The sequence below is a fragment of the Runella sp. R5_40 genome, from assembly GCF_057652295.1.
On the sequence record NZ_JBYFCH010000012.1, the window covers coordinates 14680 to 38527 of the forward strand.

At 42.4% G+C, this 23848-nt stretch carries 17 protein-coding genes and 1 pseudogene; 3 read left to right on the plus strand and 15 right to left on the minus strand.

What is annotated here, in order from left to right; genetic code table 11:
* Nucleotides 1-41: 41 nt before the first annotated feature.
* Together AC23N5_RS19425 and AC23N5_RS19430 are read left to right on the plus strand one after the other, a co-directional pair.
* Nucleotides 42-1334, plus strand: a complete 1293-nt coding sequence (locus AC23N5_RS19425; RefSeq protein ID WP_487756861.1) for a toll/interleukin-1 receptor domain-containing protein — start codon at nucleotides 42-44, stop codon at nucleotides 1332-1334.
* A gap of 7 nt (nucleotides 1335-1341) precedes the next feature.
* Entirely contained in the window at nucleotides 1342-4074 is a 2733-nt protein-coding gene (locus tag AC23N5_RS19430) for a hypothetical protein (RefSeq protein ID WP_487756862.1), read from the plus strand.
* A gap of 19 nt (nucleotides 4075-4093) precedes the next feature.
* Here AC23N5_RS19430 and AC23N5_RS19435 read toward each other — a convergent pair whose 3' ends face one another.
* From AC23N5_RS19435 to AC23N5_RS19485, 11 genes are all read right to left on the minus strand, one after another.
* Complete coding sequence (locus AC23N5_RS19435; RefSeq protein WP_487756863.1) at nucleotides 4094-5290, minus strand: toll/interleukin-1 receptor domain-containing protein; 1197 nt, start codon at nucleotides 5288-5290, stop codon at nucleotides 4094-4096.
* A gap of 4 nt (nucleotides 5291-5294) precedes the next feature.
* Nucleotides 5295-5873 (minus strand): DapH/DapD/GlmU-related protein, encoded by a 579-nt coding sequence (locus AC23N5_RS19440; protein WP_487756864.1) that lies wholly within the window; start codon nucleotides 5871-5873, stop codon nucleotides 5295-5297.
* A 2-nt stretch (nucleotides 5874-5875) separates the two neighbouring features.
* Nucleotides 5876-6685 (minus strand): alpha/beta hydrolase, encoded by an 810-nt coding sequence (locus AC23N5_RS19445; RefSeq protein ID WP_487756865.1) that lies wholly within the window; start codon nucleotides 6683-6685, stop codon nucleotides 5876-5878.
* Between the two features lie 12 nt (nucleotides 6686-6697).
* Entirely contained in the window at nucleotides 6698-7522 is an 825-nt protein-coding gene (locus AC23N5_RS19450) for a glycosyltransferase family 2 protein (protein ID WP_487756866.1), read from the minus strand.
* The gene (locus AC23N5_RS19455; RefSeq protein WP_487756867.1) at nucleotides 7509-7739 is read right to left on the minus strand and encodes an acyl carrier protein; all 231 of its coding nucleotides are present in this window, start codon (nucleotides 7737-7739) and stop codon (nucleotides 7509-7511) included. Before AC23N5_RS19455 ends, AC23N5_RS19450 begins: the two co-directional genes overlap by 14 nt.
* Nucleotides 7736-9184, minus strand: a complete 1449-nt coding sequence (locus tag AC23N5_RS19460; protein ID WP_487756868.1) for an AMP-binding protein — start codon at nucleotides 9182-9184, stop codon at nucleotides 7736-7738. The genes AC23N5_RS19455 and AC23N5_RS19460 overlap by 4 nt, the downstream gene beginning before the upstream one ends.
* Nucleotides 9174-9896, minus strand: coding sequence for an NRDE family protein (locus AC23N5_RS19465; protein WP_487756869.1), 723 nt, complete (start codon nucleotides 9894-9896; stop codon nucleotides 9174-9176). Before AC23N5_RS19465 ends, AC23N5_RS19460 begins: the two co-directional genes overlap by 11 nt.
* A gap of 297 nt (nucleotides 9897-10193) precedes the next feature.
* Entirely contained in the window at nucleotides 10194-11798 is a 1605-nt protein-coding gene (locus AC23N5_RS19470) for a KGGVGR-motif variant AAA ATPase (RefSeq protein WP_487756870.1), read from the minus strand.
* Nucleotides 11799-11805: 7 nt separating this feature from the next.
* Nucleotides 11806-12408 carry a toll/interleukin-1 receptor domain-containing protein gene (locus AC23N5_RS19475; RefSeq protein WP_487756871.1) on the minus strand — a complete coding sequence of 201 codons (603 nt, stop codon included), beginning with the start codon at nucleotides 12406-12408 and terminating at the stop codon, nucleotides 11806-11808.
* A gap of 261 nt (nucleotides 12409-12669) precedes the next feature.
* Nucleotides 12670-14760, minus strand: coding sequence for a UvrD-helicase domain-containing protein (locus AC23N5_RS19480; RefSeq protein WP_487756872.1), 2091 nt, complete (start codon nucleotides 14758-14760; stop codon nucleotides 12670-12672).
* Nucleotides 14757-16160, minus strand: coding sequence for a hypothetical protein (locus AC23N5_RS19485; protein ID WP_487756873.1), 1404 nt, complete (start codon nucleotides 16158-16160; stop codon nucleotides 14757-14759). Before AC23N5_RS19485 ends, AC23N5_RS19480 begins: the two co-directional genes overlap by 4 nt.
* 122 nt (nucleotides 16161-16282) lie before the next feature.
* On the opposite strand from AC23N5_RS19485, the gene AC23N5_RS19490 reads away from it, so the two are divergent.
* Nucleotides 16283-16582, plus strand: a complete 300-nt coding sequence (locus tag AC23N5_RS19490; RefSeq protein ID WP_487756874.1) for a hypothetical protein — start codon at nucleotides 16283-16285, stop codon at nucleotides 16580-16582.
* An 11-nt stretch (nucleotides 16583-16593) separates the two neighbouring features.
* Here the strand turns inward: AC23N5_RS19490 and AC23N5_RS19495 are convergent, their stop codons facing one another.
* The 4 genes and pseudogenes from AC23N5_RS19495 to AC23N5_RS19510 all read right to left on the minus strand — a co-directional run bounded on the left by AC23N5_RS19495 (nucleotide 16594) and on the right by AC23N5_RS19510 (nucleotide 23806).
* Complete coding sequence (locus AC23N5_RS19495) at nucleotides 16594-19890, minus strand: type I restriction endonuclease subunit R (protein ID WP_487756875.1); 3297 nt, start codon at nucleotides 19888-19890, stop codon at nucleotides 16594-16596.
* A gap of 175 nt (nucleotides 19891-20065) precedes the next feature.
* Nucleotides 20066-20164 (minus strand): annotated as a pseudogene (locus AC23N5_RS19500) (IS200/IS605 family transposase); the annotation flags it as partial.
* Nucleotides 20165-20370: 206 nt separating this feature from the next.
* Nucleotides 20371-21687: a restriction endonuclease subunit S gene (locus AC23N5_RS19505; protein ID WP_487756876.1), complete on the minus strand. Its 1317-nt coding sequence runs from the start codon at nucleotides 21685-21687 to the stop codon at nucleotides 20371-20373.
* Nucleotides 21680-23806 (minus strand): type I restriction-modification system subunit M, encoded by a 2127-nt coding sequence (locus AC23N5_RS19510; RefSeq protein ID WP_487756877.1) that lies wholly within the window; start codon nucleotides 23804-23806, stop codon nucleotides 21680-21682. The genes AC23N5_RS19505 and AC23N5_RS19510 overlap by 8 nt, the downstream gene beginning before the upstream one ends.
* Nucleotides 23807-23848 lie beyond the last annotated feature (42 nt).

The window sequence follows — 23848 nt, forward strand, 5'->3', positions numbered from 1 at the left end:
TAATTTGGTGAGAAATTTTGCAAGAATTGACTCTCGCACCCATGCCACCCACCCACTACGACGTATTTCTCTCCCGCAAAAGCCAAGACGCCCACTTGGCCAAAGAACTCTACGACTTTCTGACGGACAAAGGGTTGAAGGTGTTTGACTCTGAACACTCTTTGCCCGAACTCGGCAACGCCGATTACCAAAAAGCCATTGATCATGCCTTAGATTCCTGCAAACACATGATTGTGGTGGGTAGCTCCGTAGAAAACATTACCTCTTCCTGGGTGGAAGCTGAGTGGCGATTGTTCATCAATGAAAAGCGCTCAGGGTATAAGGCAGGCAATATTTTATCCGTGGTGAGTAAGAGCGTTTTACTTCGTGCATTACCTGCCAGTTTACGCTATTATGAAGCTATTTATTTAGAGAAAGCCAATTTTGAGCGTATTTTGGCTTATGTGAAAGCACAGCAACAAGCAATGACTGCAACCACAAAAGAGAAAACAGAGCCGCAGGAACTACCTATTGTGACAATTAATTCAGAACCAACAAAGAAGGAATTGGAAGAATGGTATGAGAATGGTTGGGATGCTAAATCTAAGGAGAAATATGGCGATGCTGAAAAATGGTATTTAAAAGCCGCTGAACAGGGACATATCTATGCCCAATATCATTTAGGATATATGTACGAAAACGGAACAGGTCTAAAAAAGAATTTAGCTGAAGCTGTGAAATGGTATAAGAAAGCCGCTGAACAAGGCCATATCTATGCCCAATATTCTTTAGGTTGGATGTATAACAATGGCAATGGCGTAGAAAAAAATGGAGTCGAAGCTGTGAAATGGTATCGAAAAGCCGCAGAACAAGGATATGTAATTGCACAATACAAATTAGGACGGATATATGAAAATGGTTATGGTGTTGAAAAAAATGAAGCTGAGGCAGTGAAGTGGTATCGAAAAGCTTCTGATCAAGGAGATGTAGATGCCCAAAACAATTTAGGAGAAATGTATGCTAGTGGCCGAGGTGTAACCAAGAATGAAGTCGAAGCATTAGATTTATATCTAAAAAGCGCTGTAAAAGGCAATTTCAAAGCACAATACAATTTAGGAGAGATGTATTCCAATGGCAGAGGTGCAAAAAAGAATGAAATATTAGCCATTAATTGGTATCGCAAAGCTGCTGAACAAGGATATGTCGTTGCTCAATTCAATTTAGGACATATGTATGACAATGGTATCGGGGTTGAAAAAAATAAAGCTGAAGCCGTGAAATGGTATCGAAAAGCTGCTCAACAAGGATATAAAATTGCCCAATTTAACCTCACATGTCTCAACGAAACTTGGTAAAAATCCCATGCACATCAAACAAAAAAACAACACCCTCATCCTCGGCGTTACGGGTCACCGAGATTTGTTGGAAAAAGATTGGAAGGTAACAATCAACGGCGATAAAGTCGAGGTGGCGGGGGAGTTGTTGGGCTACGTCAAGGCCAAATTGCAAGCCTTAGAGCAAGAAACGCCCCACAAGCGGCTACTACTCCTGAGTGGTATGGCCGAGGGTGCCGATTTGCTGCTGTGCTACGTAGCCCGTCAGCTCAAAATCGAGTACATCGCCGTGCTGCCCTTTGCGCCCGAGAAATACCTCAGTCAGTTTGCGTCGGAGGCGCAGAAGGAGCTTTTTCGGGAATTGCTCCAAACGGCAGAGGCCGTGGAAGTAGTCACCCAATCGGAGGGCCAAGACCCCTACCGCGCCGTGGGCTGGGAGATAGCCCGCCACTCCGATGAGCTAATTGCTCTCTGGAACGGCGTGGATACGGGTTTAGCAGGTGGCACTTGGGAGGTGGTCACGATGGCCCGCACAGGCAAAGATGCCGACGGACGGCGGTTGAGCTGCCTCCGCGACAAGCACCGTCAGGCGTTTCGGTTGCACCATTTACTCACACCCCGCCAAAAAAGCCCGTATCCAATCCCCCGTTTTTTTGATACTACTTCCATCAATGCGTTGTTGCCACTCGGAACGGCCTATTCGTGGATAACGCTTACGGGCGGAATGCCCAAGGAATTGTCATGGTGGGGCAAAACGTGGCGCTGGTTTGTCGAATACCGTTACGGGTTCTTCAAGTATTTTATGACCTTGCTTTTATTTACGGCGACCATTGTAGTGGGAGGGATTGGTATTCATAGCTATGCCGAACACGCCGCTCACCTACCCAACGCTACCGTACACCACATAGCGTGGTGGGAGGCATTTTACAAAGCCATCAAGTTCAGTGCCATTTTCCCACCTCCTTTCGATTACGAGGCAAGTGCCTATTCGCCTACGTATGTGTGGGGCAAAGTCTTAGGTTTGATTTTCTTTATGTATTCGGCCAGCGTGGCGGTGGTGCTTCTCATGGGTGATACTGCCAGAAGAATAATAGTTCGCTGGCTATTTGGTCGGGTTTTTCGTCCGTTTAACTTGATTTTGGGTCTCAATGAAAAAAGTTTTGATGTTCTCACCGACCTACGTCTTCGCCGAGAATGGGTAGTAGCCCTCGAACACGACCATGATTCCCCCTACTACGAAGACAGTCAGCAGCAAGGAGCTATCGTCATAGGCGATGAGCCACAAGTGCCCGTCAAATTGAAAGACGTAGGTTTTCAACGGGCCAAAGAGGTCTATATCTTTGGCGACGACGACAGCGAGAACCTCCACTTGGTTCAACAAATGGACAGGCTGTTGGTGGAGCGTCAAAACCACTCGTCCCAAAGCACTTGGTACGTGCAGGTGCAAGACGCGGGCAAGCGGCAGTTTCTCAATAAGTTTACGCACAAGTTGCCCAACGTCAATATTTATTCGTTCAATCTCTACGAAAACATCGCCCGCCGTTTGCTGATTCAGTATCCCATTGACCGTTTTTATCATAATCCTACCAACGACACCAGCCACGTTTTTATCTTTGGATTTGGGCATTTGGGTCACGAAATCCTGCGTAGCTGCCTCAAAATGGGGCATTTTGGCAAAGGTAGAAAATTGGTGATTCACGTATTTACGGAAGATTCTGCCGACAAGCAGGCCGCTTTTGCCACCCTCAATCCTTGCTTGGCCGCTCTCATAACCCCTGATGCCGTTCCTGCGGCGTTTGACAACCTGCTGGGGCGTGAGTTGTTGGACGAAGTCTTTGGGCATATTTCGTTGCATTTTCACAAACTGCCCCAAAATGATTTTTCCTTGCTCCACGATACGCAGCCCCTCTACGATGCTTTGCGGCCCAATGGCTTGGTGAGTATTTATTTTACGTTGGAAGATGAGTTTGCTTCGGCGGCACATTTGAGTAGTTTGCTCGAACGCCTCAACGCCCTCCAACAGCAGCCGCTCAATGGTCAAAGTCGCTGCGATGTACAGGTGTTTTGTTACTACAATTTCCCCAATGAAGGCGAAACGGCCTTGGTGGAGCGGCGGTTCAACGAGTTGGCTCCGCACGTACCCGTGGTGTGTTTTGGTAATTTCCTCAACGAATGTTCGGCGCGCTCCATCCGCGACCGCGCCTTGGACCAACTCCCGCAGTTGGCCGCGCTCTACTACGACGAGGTCATTGACAAACAACAATCGTGGGAGGACGAAGCCCCCGCAGCCATCATCGAACGGGCAAAAGTGAACTGGCGTAGTAAAAAAGAAATGGACAAAGAATCAAACCGCCTTTTTGCCGACCATGCTTTTGTAAAAATGCGCCTCGTGTGGGAAACCATGCCCCTGGTAGAAAAACAACAGGCCACCGATACCACGACTTCCATTGCCCAAGAACTGCGGGAATGGCTGCAAAAAGGCTTGAAAGATTACCAAGAAGTAGCTGATTTGGAGCATCGTCGTTGGTGTGCCGAAAAACTTTTAGACGGTTGGATACCCCTCCTGACCGACCCCGCCGAAATTGCCGAATGTGTGCAGCACTGGAAAAACGACAAACCCTTTAAGACTTTGGCCCGCTCCCAAAAGCAGCACTTAGACCTCGTACCCACCGCCCGCCTCGCGCAGATTGAGGTAGAAAAAGATACGAAGCTGATTGAGGGTATTGCGGCGTTTATTGGGGTGTTGAGGGGAGCAATTTAGATAAAATAAAGCACCAGCCTCATCGGTTTTTATCCAAAAATTGTTTGACTTTAACAACCAACTCTTGGATTGGATTTGGATATATCTCTTGATAAGCCAATATATTATGTTTATCTCTGATCTGAGAGTAAAGCGTAGGTTTGATGTCAAATTTCTCTGGTTGATAACAAATAACCTCTTTTCCCTCATCAAGAGCTGTTTCGAGTTCACGTCTTACAATTAGAGAACCTTGACTATTTTCAGTAAGTACTAACACCAACATTTTCAAGGCTTCATGTTTGATTTTGGCTTCAAGTTGTGGCTCCCAATCCCCTACCCTCATATCCCAAGGAGCCATGAACACCGAAATATTCTTATCTTCCAATTCTTTCTTGATTTTTAATGCTAAATCTCGATCGGTTGAAGAATGACTAAGGAAAACTTCATGAGTTGTTTTGTCAAAAATTTCTGGTTCATTGTATAAAAAAACTTTATCCGATTCTATTTGGGGATTAAAAACGGTAAAGCCATCAACTCTAACTTTAAAAAAAGTCTCAAATGAATACTCATCATCTTTTACTCTTTCTTTCAAAATTCTAAAATTATTCAAAGTATCTCTATCGGTGTCATCATCAAAAACTTTTGAAGCTCCTAATACGCCCAAAGTATGAATTCCATGAATCATTACTACTCTGAATTTTGACTCATCATAATCATTAGGGAATGCTGAAAAATAGCCATAATCGAGTACCAAACTTTTAGATAATTTACCCTGTTCATCAATGATATTCTGATATTCAGATGTATATAGGTCGTTTTTACAAATCAAACTCTGAGCATCATTGGTATATCTAATTTTAGTAGGAGGGCTAAAATCGCTAAATCGCCTACAAGCATGATTATTAGGGTCTTTTATTATTTGATCCAATGAGGCATTATAATACTCATCACCACCTGGTCCACCTACAATAACCAAATTTTTTCTAAAATTATAGCCTCTTATTTCTGTATTATGAGATAATTCTAAATGTATTCTTGCATTAGGATATCTTCTGGAAAGTAGTAGACCAATATTAAATATAGCATCTCGATCTCCCATCCCATCAATCAATGCTAAATTCTCATAATTTATCTGACCTCTTTTCAAGTCCTCAAAGTCCGTAGCTCCTATTATGGTGATTTCTTGGGTATCTTTTGGAAACCAAACCTTATAAAAAATCTCATGTAAGTTTTCCATAATGTCAATATCGGGTTCTAATAAGACCTTTAAAATATTTTATATCTTTTATTTCATTTTTGATAAATACTGTATTGTCTGGCAAATCAGTTCTGAGGATTTCACCAGCGGAAACATAGCAATTTTGGCCAATATGTATACCTCCCACCAAAATTGCATTAACACCCACTATACTGCCTTCCCCTATTACAGGCGATGGTTCATCAGTAGTATTCCAATCTCTGGTTGGATTATAATGACTATGAGCAACCTCCCCCATAAAAGTCACTCTATCCGCTAAAATACATCTTTCAGGAATATGGCCACCAATTATACAATCGTTACCAATCATAGACTTTCCATATATTTTTTTACCATATAACAATTTTACATTATTACCAATTCTACAATTTTGATACACAGTACAATAATCATCCATTTCAAAATTATCACCTATGATTACGTCACCTTCAACGATACAGTATCTCCCAATTTTTGCATTATCGCCAATAGTAGTAGACATTTTTTCATCTCCAACAATTGAGAAAAAACCTATGGATTTAATGCCTAAAAAATGGACTTTTTCTGTGATGTATGGATTCATGATTAAATTGATTTTAAGATTTTCTTGTAAATAAAAAAATGATTAGCCTTGGTATCGGGGTGTGTTAAGTCATCATCGCCTACCACCGCAAAACCATGATTTGCTTTTGGGACTTCTGTAAGTTTGATATTATCGTAACCTGAAATACTTCTTAGAGTAATATCAATGGGAACTATTGTGTCATCTTTGCCATGAAAAATATGTATTGGAATATGACAATTATTGAATTCATCTTTTATATCAAATATATTTGCCTCATTAAGCATTCCAATACCATATCCAACATCTTCATTTAGTACCCCTGTTTTCTTTATTTTTACTAAGTCTTCATCTGTTAGAGTACTGAATTTATCAAAAAAATGAGCTTTTTCTTTACCTGTCACTTCAAACATATAGTCTAATACAGGGGCCATAAGAAATGCTTTTTTTATCGGTCTTTTAAAAGAATTCAACCACTTTATTAATATACCACCTCCACAGCTTGTACCTACCACATACAATGCCAAATCTTCTGTAAAACTGTTTCTCAATTGCCAAAATGCGCTTTCGATATCATTTACAAGAGCTGATATAGTTAGATTTTTAAATTTACCCTTTTGGCTTTCCCCATTATATCTGAAATCAAACCTAAATGACGCTATTTGATTTTCTTCTAAAAAAAAAGTTAAATCTTTGTAGAAACCCCACTCATCTTTATCTGATGGAATTCCGTGGACGAGCAAAAATGCTGCTTTTATTTTTCCATTTGGAATAGTTAAAATACCAACCAAATTAGTTCCATCAAAACTTTTAAACTTGATTTTCTTTTTCATTTTTTTGAACATTTAAAGATTTGCTAATTTGTATGTTTGCATCATAGAAATGGAGTCACGTTTATCGTAATAGAGTTTGTGTAGTATATTGATACCTTCTTTATAGCGATTGAGTGCCTGTAATCTATACGTAAATAGTATCTCTCTTTTAGATGTAACAGTACCCTCTCTTGTTCTGTCATAAAAATAGATAGCCTCCTCAATAAAGTCAAGTGTACTTATACCTTTGAGTAGTAAATATCGTAAAAAAAAGTCTGTTAGCTCTGCATAAAGAAAACTCTCATCGAAGCCTCTCAGTTGGTCAAAAGTTATCTTGTCAACCAACTGCGGCTGAATGGAAATAATATTGAGCAAAAAAGGGTCTTTTTCAGTACGAAAGTATTTTTTGGCCTCCTCAAAATAGGGTTTAGGCTTGCGGCGAGTTACTGTTCCATTTTCAAATACGATGCACTCGCCTATCACCATTGTACATCTAGCTGAATGTACTATCAACTGTTCGATACAGTCGGCTGCCAGAGTGTCATCGTCGTCCAACCACACCAACCATTTGCCTTTTGAGGCTGCCACGGCTCTGTTTCGGGCTGCTGAGATACCCCTATTTTGGAGATTAGCAGTTAGTACTATGGGCATATTTTGGTGGTTGTGGCATTTGGCCAACAATTGCTCTGTTGCCGTAGTTAAGGGTAAAGTCGAACCATCGTCGCAAATCACGATTTCGATGGGTGTATAGGTCTGGTCAAATACGCTTTGGAGGGCTTTGGCGAGTCGGTCTAAATCATACTGATAGGTAGCAATAATCACCGACACCAAGTCACCTTTGGGATTAGTGCGAGACATACTGTTCTAAATAGTCAAGGATTTGGTTAATGGTCAAAAGCTGTTCGATGTTAGATTCATCTATATGAATTGGAAAGTGTTCTTCAAGTGCCACCATGATACCAACATGGCCTAAACTATCCCACTTGTAATGGCGGCCCAGACCTGAATTTTCGTCCAAAGTTTCGGGCTTACATTCCAACACCACTGCAATGATTTCAATTACTTTTTCTTTCATTTTTCAAACAAATATTCGATGGATTGGATCAATTGTTTTAGGTCTATTTTACTACTATTGTTATAGCTGAACTGCTCTTTGGCTATCATCAAGTTTGGAATATAGTATGGGGGTAGTTTCTGAGTTAGATAAGCCATTATCTGTGCTTCGTCAAAATTATCTACGACTACAAAAGAAATAATTTTATTCCGATAAAAAGTGCTAATACTGGCATGGCAACCAAAATTACGGAGTTCGTGGTCTATTTCGCTCAAATCTACCCGATGCCCCATAACTTTGATTTGAGCGTCTTTACGACACACAAAGTACAAATTTTCGTTAATTTGTTCTGCATAATCACCTGTAAAATACGCACTGTATCGTTTACTTTCGTTTTGAATTGTTCCAAAAGCTTTGTTTTCAGGATTATTGAGATAGCCTTTGGCCAAGTAATCGCTAAGAATAATGATTTCTCCTAAGCTGTTGTCTTCGTTAGAAGGCTGTAAATGAAGCCTATAACCCTCAATAGGGTTACCAATTGAAATTGTATTGTTGGCAAAATCTTTATAGTTTTCCTTTGTCAATTTAATGAATGTAAAAAATACTGTCCCTTCTGTGGGACCATACGTGTTATATATCAACAAGTTTGGGTTAGCCTCAAAAAGTAATTCCAATTGCGAAGGGAATAACTTCTCACCGCAAAAAGTAATGGTTTTAAGTGAACTTAATGTTTCGGGTTTGAGTTGTTTGGCTTTACTTAGTACATCCACTACACTTGGAACGGAGTGCCAAAAAGTAATCTTTTTGTTTTTGATAATGTTACCTGGCAAAAGTTTTTCGGCAGGAGTTGCTACGGGTACGAGGCAAGCCCCCTTGCAGAGAGCGGTAAAAATATCGCATATACTCAAATCAAAACTTAAATTTGAGTATTGCCCCCAAACGTCATTTTCACCTACGGGATATTCTGTGGTACTCCATCGTAAAAAATTATCCAATCCTGTACGTTTCACCATAACACCCTTGGGAGTTCCAGTAGAGCCAGAAGTAAAGATTACATAGGCTATTTCAAGGTTTTTGGGCGACAGTAGGTGTCCAGATTTTTCTAAACCTTTAAAAAAAGTCTGAGGAGCTATTTGAGTCGTCTCATGCCTAATAGTTACTTCCGCAAAAATCAAATCAGGCTGAAACTGCGATATAAAATAATGTAATCGGTCTATTGGAGTCGTAATACTCACGGGACAAAAGGTAATCCCTGCGGTATAGGCTGCCCATTCGAGTACATAGGCGTAGTATGATTGAGGAAGTGCTATTAAGATTTTTTCGATTCTCTTTTGTAAGAAAAATGCTTGGGCGTTTTGCACATCACGCACAAACTCTTGATACGTCCAATCTCGATTTCTTTCACTGACGGCTACTGATTGGCTATTTTGCCTTAGTAATAACATTTGAATAAAATCAGGTATCATGATTTTTTGATTTGACGGAATGAATTAAAAAGGGAGTTTTTTTTGTAAGTTCAACAGCAATAATATCTGACGAGAGCGTTCCCCAATTGGCTGATTTTAACCAAAGTTCATACTCATCATTTGGGCTTGTAGTCAAGCAAGTTTTTGTCAATTCAGTTTCCCAAGCCATCCATTGATTAAGAACTGGGTTGGGTTGAACGAGGTGGCTAAAAGTTTGGAAAGCATGATGAACTCTTATTTGATCGAAGTCATTTGGACTTGTCCGATTTAGTACAGTTAGATCTTGACATAATTGAGTGAATTGGATTTTTGCTCGAATAGTACTAACCCAGTTTGTTCCATACCAAACTGACTGCTTATCTATTAACAAGAGATTAAATGGCTTGATAAGTGAAAAATCAAGGTAATCAAGATTTTGAATAGCGTCTTGTATGGATATAGCACCCTCTAATGCTTCTAAAACCACAAATGCCCGAGTATTGAGTTTTAGATTAATTGGAAATTCACGATTGATAATTATACCCATTAGGTGCTCTGTGTAAGCTAACCATGTACCACCACTTTCAATATCTAAATAGCCATAGCAATGGGGGTAGTTGGGCCAGTGCATAGCTACTTTTTTCCATTTTTTTGAATAGATTTCTTCTCGATTAATAGCAATAAAAAAAGAAAAGGACGGGTTTTGGGACTTTTGAATAATAGCTATACACATGCTTTGTGTTAAATTTCTATGTTAAGCGACTACTTTTGGGAGATAAGATACAAAAAACTCTATATATGATAGTATGAGTCGTTCAAAAATTTCCCCTCACACTCGCTTGGCTCTGCCGAGTGAGAAATATTCAAAGGCTTCAAACCGTCATGATGACTTTGAATCATCATCACTCGCCAAGAGGCGAGCGATTACGGGAGATGTAATATTTTGATTTTTCAACTTCAAATCTACAAGATTACCCACTTTTTGGGTTATGCCCACCCATCATTACTATAATAATACCTTCAAAAGGAATTAAAGTACTTCATGCTCAAATGCTAACTTAACCAAGTGTGTTGAATTTTTAGCTTTAAATTTTTTCATAAGCATCATTCGATATTCTTCAATCGTATATTTAGATAAATTCATTTCGGTGGCAATTTCATTAGAGGTAAGACCGTGTGAAATTAATTTTAATAACTCTTTCTCACGATCAGATAAAAAAATTTGATTTTTACGTAGATAATCAGATAGTTGAGGGGATACAAATAAGTAAATTGTATCAAAATTTCTTATGTTCATCGAAAACACTTCATAATTCTGCAAACTCGGTGGTAATTCATCAATTTTAAGCGTATTTGTTACTACTGTCAACAAATTTCCCTTTGCCTGCCCCGAACGCTTACGATTCAAGAAAAAACGCCATTCTGCTTCGACCCAAGGTGAGGTGATATTTTCGACTGAGCTGCCCATTACTATCAAATGTTGCGTATTAACCAAAGCATCGTCAATAGCACGGCTATAATCCACATTACCCATTTCTGGTAAGCTATGGTCAGCGTCAAACACCTTCAATCCCTTATTTGTCAAAAAATCATAGAGATCTTTGGCTAAGTGAGCATCCTGGCTTTTGCGAGCGATAAAAACATCATATTGAACAGGTTTGTAAATATTATTTCTAATTTTATTAACTTTTGTAAACAAAATATCTCGATTAGTAAATAACAGTTCCGTGTCTTGTAGATCATTTGCAAGTAATAACGAAAGGTTTTCATAAGCATAACCTATACCTGTGGTGTCATTAGTGCCTTGCTCAATAACTGGAAGCTTCTCACCAAAACTAAAATAAGGTATATAAGGTATTTTAAAGAATTCAATAAGGGCTTTAAACCTGATTGGAGTGCCGTATTCTTCTGGCAGCCAGTCTTCAACCAAAGGGAGCAAGTCTTTGGAGAATCTTTCTAACCATTCTTGCCCTATCTTAAATTCTGTCAAATTTTCAAATCTGCTTGGAATTGGCAAAATGGAAATGTGGTATCGTTCAACGGGAAGTTTTTTAAGGGATGCGTTGATTTTCTTCCCCACTCGTAAAATTCCTTGTAAACTTTGTTCCGTTGCTGTAAAAAGTAGAACTACAATATCTGGGAGTTGTACCGTACATACGCCTCCAATATCAGTTACCCCCGTGCGGCTATCTACTAAGACAAAGTCGTAGTTACTCTTCCACTGTTCCCGTAGGGTTTCAATGTATGCTCCTCCTTCATGTTCTGTATAAAAGCTATTAAAATCGAACTTTCGGACATTGGCAAAATACTCTTCGTGCCTCAACCCAGCCGTAATCAAATCAAGTCGCCCTTTTTGGTTTGACTCAAAGGGGATGTTTTGAACAATATCATGCCAATCAATAGGGCTATTTTCAGTATATTTTAACAATAAATCTACTATACCTTCTTTTTGCTGGAACTCTTCCAATGAAATATAATCTTTGAAAAAATTTTCCAATCCAGGCGCTTCTAAGTCCCAATCAAGTATAAGGACGTTGTAGCCCCAACGCTTCATCAACACAGCTATATTGGCCAAAGCCATACTTCGTCCAACGCCTCCTTTATACGAATAAAATGTGATGATTTTCCCTTCCATATTACATCTAATCGATTGATGGACAAGCCCAAGGTTTTATATTACAAATGGATTTAACTACTGGAATATGGCTTTCAGCTTCGGTTATCCAATGCTCGGATGCCAAATCGTCCTGCCATTCTGGAACGTGAGCCAATCGCTCAAAAACTTCGTTAGCAAGCTTTTTAATTTCTTTTTCTAAACTACGCGGAGGTTTACCACGGGGGATAGATAAATGAGGTTCGAAGTTGATATATTGAAGATAAGATGTAGAAGTATATTCGCCTCGTAATCGTATTGGAATCACAAGGCTTTTTTCAACTCCTAAATTGAGTCTTTTCTGTCTGTAATCTATAAAAGCTAACTCTTTTAAGCCATAAGAATCTGGGCTGAAATACTTAGGAGTCCAAAAAGAAATCATTAATTTAGAATGTAGCAAAGCATCTCTAATCTTTGATTCCCAATGAGTTCCTGAGAGGATTTCGGAAGTGTCAATAAATATAATTCCCTGTTCTTTTTGAAAAAGAGACTCAAAATGATCTTTGAATGTTTGTAAAAACCATTTGTGAATCCAGTCTCTGGATAGGCTTTCGTGGCGGTAACTTATGAATACTTCGTATTTGTAGGCCATTGATTTTTAAATTTAATCGAAACAAAATTCCAATACTTTTAATACCACCCGTGCTGCTTTGAAAGTAGTTTTTTTGACCGATTGATTAGATATTTATATGTTATTTCAGAGGTTTCTTTGATTACGATTTTGAGGGCTAATCCTCGTCCCTTTACCGCTCCTTTCCGATGCCCTTTATTGGTGTTGGTTGCTATGATAGAAAATACATTTAAAGCCTAAATATACATTTTTTTAAAAACGGCGATTAACTGAATCCTATTTTTAAATGCCGATCAGCGTACTTTTTTGTCCAATCCCTGTGAGTTGTACGTTTTCGATGGCGCGGGTGAAGGCTACGTACAGCAAAGCTCGCTCTGATTTTAGGTACGTGTCTTTTTCAGCGGGTTCCCATTGGTCAAATTCAGCTGGGAGTTTGGGACAGGTGCGGTCGTTGACGTCGGTCAGAAAGACGTGTTTGAATTCCAGCCCTTTGAGACCGTGGAGGGTCAGGAGACGGATACCCTGACGGTCGCCTTTGGTTTCAAAATAGGGGATTTTGAGGCGGTGCAGGTAGCTCTTGATGTCTTTGATGCCGTCTTTGGTACGGCTTGCTACGCATACATCCGCGTAGCGGTAGCCCTGTTGCATCAATTGCTGAATGGCTTGCCCGATAAAATCCGTCTCTTCTTCTTTGGTTTTGAAAAGCGCGTATTGAGGATAAAGCCCATGATACAGTGAGACGTACCCGCTTTTATCTTCCGCTTCGCCGTCGAAGTTATCAAAAGTACAATTTTGAAGAATGGACATTGCTGCTTTTTTGATCTCTTCGGTCGTACGATAGTTGAGGCGGAGGCGCTTGCTGCGCTTGCCCCTGACCTGAATACCTACTTTGGAGAAATTGATCTTTTTGTCATAAATCTTTTGGAGCGGGTCGCCGACCAAAAACAGGTCGTTGGGCTTTTTAGCCACCATCGCCCGGATGACGCGCAGTTCGACGTTGGAAAAGTCCTGCAACTCATCCACGATGCAGGCATTGAACGGATGCAATGATTTTGCCGTCAGGTAATTATACAGCAGGTTGTAGATTTCTTCCTTGTAATAGTAATGGCGCTCAGCCTTGTAGGTTTTGAGCGTTTCCAGCAGGTCCCAAACCTCTTTCCGTTGCCTTCTGGAGAGGGCTTTGCTTCGCCCGATGCGGGAGGTTTGGAGGTATTGCTCAAAGGTTTGGACGTTGTTCAACAGCACTACGTCTTCGTATTCTTTCATCAGAAAAGCTTTGTCGTAGCCGATCAATTCCGATTCGAGCATCTCTTCCCAGACGTCTTCCGCATTTTTGACCGCGTTGAGACCAAAGACCCGGGCGTTTTCTTCGACCAGTTGATGCTGTCTGACCAACCCAAAGGCCAGCGCATCTATGTTTTCAATCCAAATTTTGTTGGCGGGAATGTCAAGATCTTGCGCCAGCTCTTTGAGATTTTCGGTAAGGGCTTTAGTGAAAGTGGTAAACAAAATCGGTTTGTCGGCGGCCGAGCTTTGGGCGGTGAGGTACTTGAGTCGGTGCAACGCCACGACGGTTTTTCCCGTACCCGCACCGCCCGATACTTTGACGGGACCGTTGAAATTCCCGTCCACCAAGCGCCGTTGCGAAGGGTGCAGGTAGTATTTCCACTTTTGAAGGGTACCCGACAATGCCTCGTTGAAGAGTTGGTCGTCGGTGAGTTCCACAAAACTGCGTTGGTTGTTGCGACTTTGGGCCTGCTCCTCGGCGGTGTCCGCTTCCGATCTTCCTTCCTGCATTTCGGCCATCAACAGTTCGATGTTGGCTCCGTCGGTCAGGTAAAATAGGTTCTCAAAGGCATCGGCGGGTAGGTAAGGCTCCAGTTTTTCGAGATCATTGAGACTCAGTATCTTTCGCACGGAGGGCAATAGCACCTCAGGCACGGCAATGTTCAGCAATTGGGCGTCCGGCCAAGCATCAAACAGCCCTTCTTCAGTTGTGGTCACGTCAGGCAGTGCTTTGTCGATGGCTTTTTCTACCACTTCGGGAGCTGAAAAGACCTGAATTGATTGCGTATGTTCGTTCCATTGAAACAACTTATTGGCAGCCCAATCCATGGCTTCGTCGTGGTTGTCTACCCACAGCAGGTAGTAGGCATCACCTGTGGCAGGGGCTTTGATGATGGCGCGGTATTTATCGTCAATGCGGGCAGTGCGCAGCGACGGGTCCCGAAAGGTCGAGATGGGCTCTAAATGAATGGCGGCCGATTTCGGATTATCTTTAAACTTGCGCTGAAAATCAACCACTTTTTTCTGGGTCGTTTTATTCAGTTGCAGAAAAGCATCCCAGAATTTATCGTAAAAAAACAGTTTCATAGGTTTAGGTCGGTTAGGTCATCCATAGATTTAAGTTGATAGCCTTTTTCGAGAAATATCGTTTCGTCGTCAGGTGAATACGGGTGAATGGCTATTTTGAGGTGCGGAATGATGAGCTCCGCCCCCGCAATTTCGTTGTCTTCTTCATCCAACAATGCATTTAATTGCACCTCATCACGTTCGGTTTGGACGTAATTAAGCGCAAACAACTGTCGAATAATGGGGTGCAATGCATCATCGTACAAGCTCAAAAAGGATTCATTGGGGGCAAGCAGCGTCGATTCTTCAACGTTAGGCGCTGCCGCTCCCACCGATACAAACCGTACTGGAAAGAACTGAATGCAGTTGAAATAGGTCCAAAATTGATTCCAAAGCCCTTTGTCGATCACCGATGAGTCATGCAGCAGGAGTTCACTTTCCACCCGGTTTTGGTGAATGTTTACAAAGGTCTTGGCCTCAAAAAAAGGATTGGCTGCCACGCCCTGAAATTTCACCCAGCCATCCAACGTCTTTTGCTCAACGCAGTAGCGCATCGGTGTTGCGTCTCCGAACAACTGCTCCGGCATCCACGTGGGTGGGTACGACGGAACAAGCAATTTGGCCTGAAAGAGTCCTAAAAAGGTGGCCCAATCGTACCGAAACGGCGCATCGTCGATGGGGTATTCCAGAAATTTGAGCAGGCGTTCCAAGTTGTTCTGCGCTTCGCTGATGTTGATGCGCAGGTTTTTAGCGCTTTTCAACAAAGCTTTAGCGCTGTCGCGAAAGCCTTCTTTTTGAAGCTGTTGGCTCAACCCATCTGCCCGATTGGGTTGCGGACCGGCTTCCGACAAGCCTTCATCAAACCGTTCTATGTCTTCCCACGTGAGAGTCCAGGTGACGAAGGCGGGGTTTTGCAAAATGGCGCGTCGCTTGCGGAGGTCGTTTTCAAAACGGTTGTTTTCGGAGGAGGCATGGTACTGATAGCCATCTAGGTAAATCGCCACTTTGGGAAGGCGGGTGTCGTAGTGGGTATTCATGACCTGTCCGTCCAAAAGGGCTTCGGTGCAGATTACCATGAAATCGGTGCGGGTGTGGTACTCTACACCGTCGGCGGGACCCAGTTCCACCTGAGGCCGAATTACGTAACTGAACCGATGGCGCTCATTTCGATACACCAGCGTGTAGGTCACCATGCCGTCGTCGTTCGACTGTCCGAAGGTCCAGTCGTGGCGCGGCGCGGCAAAGTGGCGGAGGCTACGTACAAAACGGGATTCCAACTCCGACTCTTCGATCTGTCCGTCGTTGGTAAGGCTGCCTAGGCCCAACGGCTGCGACTCCCAGCCTTCATTATATCCCCTTAAATTATAAACTGCATATTGTATTCTTAGGATTTGATTTTTGAAGTAGATAGAAGTAATCATTGTCATTATAAACCTCAAAATGGGGGGAAGGGAATTGTTTATGTTAAAAAGGGAGATTTTTGAATAATAAAAATGAATTTATATCGTATTTATTTCGTTATAAAAACAAAAAATTATAAATTATGCCTAAATTAGACCGCTCAGATTTCAAATACAACGCCAAAGTCTTTGAAAAAACCTGCCTTTGGTGTGGAACTATTTTCTTTGCCAGCCGTTCTACTGCTAAGTATTGTTGTGGAACATGTAGGGGGTATGCTAATCAAGCCAAACAATCTGAAGAAGCTGTGCCTTATGATGAAACTGAAAAAATGATTTCGGCACTGCTTTCTGAAAATGCTTACCTAAAAGGACAACTCCAAAGATATGTAACTGAAAATGAAGAATTAAGAAAACAGCTACAGCCCCCAATAAAAAATAAATAACAAGCTTGGGATTATGCGACAAACCCCAAGCCCATTTGAGCCAAACCATAAAAATGTTGAAAAGTGACATCTACTTTTTGAGAAAATACCAAACGGTCGTAGCTGGGTTCAGGAAGATGATGCCCTAAAATCTGTTGGATTTCCCATCTGACCTTTTCTTGCGTGGCTTTTTCTTTGTGCCATTCCTGAATCAGGATTTTGTTTTTGGCATCAAATAGTTTTTCTAATAGGGTCTTAGCGGCAAGTTTCACACTTTTTTCCTCTTCCTTAGTGAGTTTTTCTTTCTTCAACAAATCAAACAACTCTTGCTCCGCTTCCGTCATTTCATTTTTGGCGGCGCGTTGCTGCTCTTCATTTAAGGTTTCTGCCTGTTTGATGAGTGCCTCGTAGGCTTCTTCAATGGAAAGGCTACCTGAGTTGTAATCGTCAATAACCTTTTGGAAGTTGGCCAGAAACGATCCGCGTGTTTTATTTTGTGCGAGCATCTGTTTGAGCTTGATTTCCAACAATTCCCGAAGGTCGGCAAATTGAATATTCTTGTGTTTCTTTTCGGGAAATTCAAGGCGCAATTGCTCAAAATTTATTCGACTCAAATCAATTTGTTTGGAATCGTCGATGGTGTATTCTGCTCTACTTTCATTCACTAAATCGCCCTTGCCAACGACGCTCGAATCCAGCAATTCGTCAATTTTCTTTTTGGCCCGCTCAACGGCCTCGTCACGATCTACATTTCGTTCTACCACGTCTCTCAGGTATTGAAAAACATCACGGCCTTTTTTAAGAACGGGATATTCGTACACTTCGGGTTTGGCCGAATCGTACAACGACGTAATGGTATTTACATATAGTCCTAACTGTTTGCGATGTTCGTCTTTGGCTAAAATCAGGTTGGCATACTCCTGAAACAGCTCAATTTCCTTAAATCCTTTTTCTCCAAGGGTCAGGATGCGGTCTATATCGGCCCCCAAGTTTTTACAGTAAGCTTTGGCTTCGGAGATGGATTGTTCCAACAGTTGCAAAAGCTCCTCAAACTCTTTGGCAGGGTATTCCTCTTCGTCCTCCGTTTTAGGAAGTTTCCCTTTAGACCCTTCGGCATAGGCAGCCAAGGCTATTTTGAGGTTACGAAATACGCCGAAATAATCAATCACCAAGCCGTTTTTCTTGCCTTCAATCACCCGATTGGCCCGGGCAATGGTTTGCATCAGGGTATGATTTTGGAGAGGTTTGTCCAGATATAATGTCGAAACGGAAGGAGCATCAAAGCCCGTCATCCACATGGCGGTGACGAATACAATTCGATACGTATTGTTTTCGTCTTTGAAATAATCCTCAATGTTGCGGCCATCGTCGTCGGGATGGTCTATCAATGCGCGGTGCGGTTTGATGTTCAGTCCCACATCGGCAAATGCTTTTTCTTCTTCTTTATCGCTCCCTTCCTGACTGATGACCACCGCCATTCGGGTTTCCTGCATAAAAGCCAACGCCCGAGAATAGCGGTTTTTAAGTTCTTTGTACCTTTCAATGGCTATTTTTTTACGCAGTAATTTGATTTCTTCCTTTAGGTGGTATTGCACTTTGTCGTACATCCTGACGGCCGTAAATTTGTCAATGCTGATAACCATAGCCTTCATGGGCTTGCGGTTTCCTTCGTCATCGTCCACGTCCAATCGGTAGGGAAAATGCTGAACGATGTGCTTGGCGATTTCTTCCAGACGGTCGTCGCGGCGTACTACGTTCAGCAGCGTCGAATATTCCCGATCTAGTTTTTTCTTCTGTTCTTCGCTGAGGTCTTCGTCTTCCAAAATCGCGGCGGCTTCTCCTACCAAATCAGGATTGATTTGCTCCACACGCGGCACACTCTTTTTGTAATAAATGGGCACCGTAGCACCATCTTCGATACTTTGCGCAAAATTGTATTCCGATACGTACGGCCCAAACCAATCTTTGGTAAGCTCACTGCGGAGCAAGGGCGTACCTGTAAAGGCAATGTATTGGGCGTTGGGCAGACCGATGCGCATGTTTTCGGCCAGGCTCTTGTATTGGGTGCGATGAGCTTCGTCCACCATCACAATCCAGTCGTTACGGTCAGTGAGTTGTTGGAAGGTTTTACCGCTTTCAATGCCGAATTTGAAAATCAGCGTGAATACGTAGGCGCGGTTGGATTGCAGATACTCCCGAAGTTTTTCTTTGTCGGCAGGTCGGAAATAGTTTTCTTTTTGGTCTTTGGTTTCAACAATGGTTTCGGTTTCGTTGAAATTTCGGTAAATCTGACTGTCCAAATCCCGACGGTCGGTTATAATCAGAAAAGACCAGTTGCCCGTGATTTTTCGGTGAATCTTTTTGGAGAAAAAAATCATCGAATACGATTTGCCTGACCCCTGCGTGTGCCAGAAAACGCCCAATTTCCCTTTGTTGGTGTCTTTGGCTTTCAGTCCCGCAATGGCATTATTTACGCCGAGATATTGGTGGTTTTTGGCAATGATTTTTACCTTGTTTTTGTGGTAAAGTACAAAGTTTTCAAAGTAATCAATGAGGGTATCTTTTTGGCAAAGGCCCTGCCCAAACAGTTTGAGGCTCAGGTGCTCGCCCGTCTGCTCGCTTTCTTTTTCGATTTCTTCTTTGGTGGGTTGGTCGTGGGTGATGGCGGTGTCGGTCAACTTGAGCCAACTGAAAAAATGGTCCCAAGGGGCATTGAAGCTACCGATGCGGGTTTGGATGCCGTTTGAAATGCAGACAAAGAGGTTGTACCAAAACAATTGAGGAATGTCGCGGCGGTAATCGGTCAGGTTTTTGTCATAGCCCGTTTTTACTTTTTCGGTCGCGTTTTTCAGTTCAATCATCACCAATGGCAGGCCGTTGACGTACAACAGTAAATCAGGGCGCCGCGTAATGGCCTGAGTCTGTTGGTATTCGATACTTAGCTGCGATACCAGCAAAAAATCGTTTTTGTTGTCGGCGCTGAAATCAATGATGCGGACGTAATCGTTGACTTCGCGTCCTTGTGCATTTTTATAGGCAACGGGAACACCGTTTTTGATGAGTTCATAGACTTCTTTGTTGGCCAACAGCGGCGTGAGCGTGGCGCGGCTTTTGGTGATTTCGCCAATGGCATACGTGAGCGACGATTCGGGAAGGTGTGGGTTCAGCACTTCCAGTTGGGCTTTCAACCGGTCTTTCAAAACCACTTCTTTGAGGCTACTTCGCCCCAACAGCTGTTTTTCCCAGGCGTTGATGTGCGTGTAGCCCAGTTGATTGACAAAAAAATCAATGTCGGCAACTTCAATGTGTGATTCGTTGAGATAAGCCATTGGTTATTTTATTGTTGCATTAATAACTGTATCCATCCGTTTTGTATCTCATGTATAAATTTATGTTTTTTTATACATGAACTACCGAACGTGTATAAAAAGAAGCGTTTTTTATACATGAAAACAGGTTCGCTGATTCCTTACTCGTACCATTCAAACAGGTATTTTGCATCGTATGGTCTGACACCCCATTGACAATGATTGGTTTTTGATTTTTGCCTTTGATAATGCCCGACATGTATTTGAAAACTTCTTCCCGCCAAGGTTTTTGTAATGGTTACAATCATATCACCCCGTTGGGGTTGTTAATACGTGGTTTTACATTTCATCTATAATCTTGGCATCCCTTCGGGATTCATAACCCCAACGGGGTAACAGGATTATAGAAAATACCAACACAGGCAACCCCAAAACCCCAAAGGGGTGATATGATTAATTGTTGTGACACTGTCGCAATAATTGAAATCCCATAATTTCTCCCTATGAGTGATGATAATCTCCCTCCGCTTCCGCTGCCATTGGCCACGGGTCCGCATTTTGCCCAATTACATATTCCTTTGCCTCAGCCAACCCCTCCACACTCAGTTTGCCGCTGATGAGCCTCGGCAATAACAAATCGCGGGTTTGCTGGAGAAGTTGGTTTTTCTGCTGAAGAAGTTTTATTTCTTCAAATAAAGGCTCTTGAATTTTATTAAATGAATTCAGTAAATCTGCTGCTGGTTGTGTAAAATTTATTCTTTTGATTATTTCTTGGCTTAAATTCTGTTGAGCAGCACCCATACTCATATTGAAAAGTTGAGTGCGAATGGATTTGAAAAAGAAAAAAGAATAAAACAGGGAGTATCTATTTTGATGAATTGGAGTAAAAACACAAACTGCCTGATTAGCTGATGAAGCCTTAACCGATATTCCTAATTGTCCAATATTTACACCATACATTGCCATTAGAAGCGTATTTGGTGGGAATAACTTCGCAGACGAATTTTTAAGGCCTATTTCGGTAATTTTTTCTTCAGATTCCTGAATAAATGTATCTTTCAATTCGCCTGTTTTAATCCAATCTATTGCTCCACCGTAGTATTCTGACTCTTTTTGTCTTGATGGGGTTCCACCGGAAGAAGTCTTAAAAAAATCTTCTACTTTCCCATTCTCCCACCCCTTCGGCAAGCCATCCACAAACTCCGTATTTTCATAATTGGGAAAGCGCAGGCGCACAAACCACTCTTTGTAAATCTCCTCGGCCATTTCTTCCAACAGCTTGATACGCTGCTTGTTGTTTTCAATCAACTCGTCATAGGCCGAGAGGATGGAGGCGATTTTTTGTTGGGTGGGGAGAGGGGGGAGATGAAGCTTCATCTTTTTTGCAACACCAACGTTAAAATGTTGTTGCGCTACCCCTACAAGACTTCCAAATATTGCACCTTTACCAACAGGCGAATTTATAAAATAGCAAAGGTAGTGTGAATCTATCCTTTTATTGTCAGGTCTTACAATAACTAAATCGGCGCAGTTGACATCTTCAATTCCTTCAGGTATAACACATGCTGTCCCAGGATAACCCGTACGTACAATAGCTATATCTCCCGAATACAGCTTTGATTTACTTATTTTTTTATCAAACTCCTTTGAGATAAATTTAATCTGAGTGGGATCTAAATTTAAGGTAAAAGGTAATATATTTTGAGAGCGCAGAAATAGAACACCATTGTCTACATATTCATCAGACATTGTTCCAACATAACCAACTGTAATATTTCGACAAACTTCTTGTAGCTCAATTTGGGGCCAGTTATTCATATAAAGCTTTTAAATTTTTGTCAATACTTTCCTCAATTTTCATTGAAATGATATTTAGCTTTATTAGTGCTTCATGTTTTTCACTAATGGACAATTTAAAATCGTTTTCACTAATTTCATCACCTTCAATCTCCACCCCCACATAACGCCCCGCATTCAGCGAATAATCCTGTTCTTCGGCGTATTCGGTTTTGTTGGCAGCTTTGCAAAGCCCTACAATGTCCACGTATTTGGCTTCGGGAAAACGGCTTTGTAGCCAATCCATGCTGCTGTGCCAATAGGTCAGGGTATCGGTGGCGGTTTTCCAGTGTTGGTACAGCTCGTCGATGGCTTTGGGGAGGTTATTGAGTTCTAATTCAGGCCACGTTTTATCATTTTTGATTTTCAGGCTTTTATCGGCTTCGGCCCATAGCTCGCTGAGGGTGTCTTTGTGGGTTTTCAGAAGGGCATCGGTGGCTTTAAGGGCCGTGAGGTACTCGCGCAGGGTTTTGGCAAATGCCAATTGGGCAGCGTTTCCTTCGGCTTCTTCGGCTTCGCTCAACGAACAATCGGGTAGCGCAGCCACGGGCAATGATAAGGCCGTGAGTTTTTGGATAAGATCAGCCACGGCTCCTTTGGTTTCTCCAAACAGCCCACCGTCTTTGGCCGTGCGTTTGGCTTGGCTGTCAGCGGCGTATTTTTGGAGGTTGGTCAGACCCGTTTGCAGTTTTTCTTGCAGCGCTTCAAAAGCCGTGGGAACGGCCGCTTGCGCTTCTATGGCCTGCTGGACGTAGTGGCTGATGAAGGCGAGATAACGGTCGGTTTCGCCCCGATACAGGCGCACGATGGCGGCAAGGTTTTGAATTTGCTCCTCTTTCCATTCGCGGTGGGCGCGGTCTATTTGAGTATAAACGTTGCGGGCATCCAAAAACAAAATCGTGTCTTTGCGCTCGGTGTGGGCTTTTTGTTTGTCAAAAAACCAGAGCGTCGCAGGCAGTGTCACCGTAAAAAACATGTTGGAAGGCATAGATACCATGCAGTCCACAATACCGCTGTCCACGATACGTTTACGAATGTCGTACTCCGAATTGCCTGCGTCGGAGGCCGAGTTGGGCATCACAAAGCCCGCGCGTCCACGGTCGTTGAGCGAGGTCGCAAACAACGATACCCACAGGTAATTGGCATCCGTAATGCTGTCGTCGGTGTTTTTGCCTTTGTTTTTGGGTAAGCCAAACTGATAAAAACGCGGGTCGTTTTTGACGGTACTTTCTTTCACCGATTTTACGTTAAACGGTGGATTGGCCATCACAAAGTCAAACTTGCCGAGGCTGTGGTAGGGGTCGTTTTCGTAGGAGTTGGTTTCCGTAATCTCACCCCGTATGTTATTGACCATCAAGTTCATTTTGGCCAACCGAGCGGTTTCGCCCATATACTCTTGGCCATAAACGTAGATGTCGTTGAGGTCGTGTTTAGCTTCCTGAATAAACTTGGCACTTTGCACAAACATACCACCCGAGCCGCAAGCGGGGTCGTAAATTTTGCCCGCAAAGGGTTCAATCACTTCCACAATAAACCGCACCACCGACGTAGGCGTGAAGAATTCGCCGCCTTTTTGGCCTTCGCTCATGGCAAACTCACCCAGGAAATATTCGTAGATTTTACCGAACACATCGCCTGAGGCATCCTGTGGAATGTCCGAAAAAGTTTTGAGCAACTGCGGTAGGATATCCGCTTTCTTTTTCTCAATTTCAAAATACGCCTCTTTGGGTAGCACGTTTTTGAACTTCTCATCCTGATGTTCCTCAATGCCTTCCATGGCTTTTTGCAGTGCTTTGGCCATGCTTTGGTCGCCTGGCAAATCGAGCAAGTATTGGTAGCGGGCGTAATCGGGCAGGTAAAACCCGCATTTTGACAAAGCAATGGATTCTACGGAGCGTTCGAGGCGCGTACCTTGGGTGCTCTCGAATTCTGTCAGTATTTCGGCTTCGTACTGACTGTATTTATTTTCGCAAAAACGCAGAAAAATCAATCCTAACACGGGTACGGCGTAGTCGGCAGCTTTGATACCGCCATACGCTCTTAATGAGTTGGCCGAAGCCCAGAGGTCATTTTCTAATTTTTTGAGTTGTTCGTTCGTCATGTTAAATAATCAGCATTATTGACATTAAGGCTCCTTAGTCCA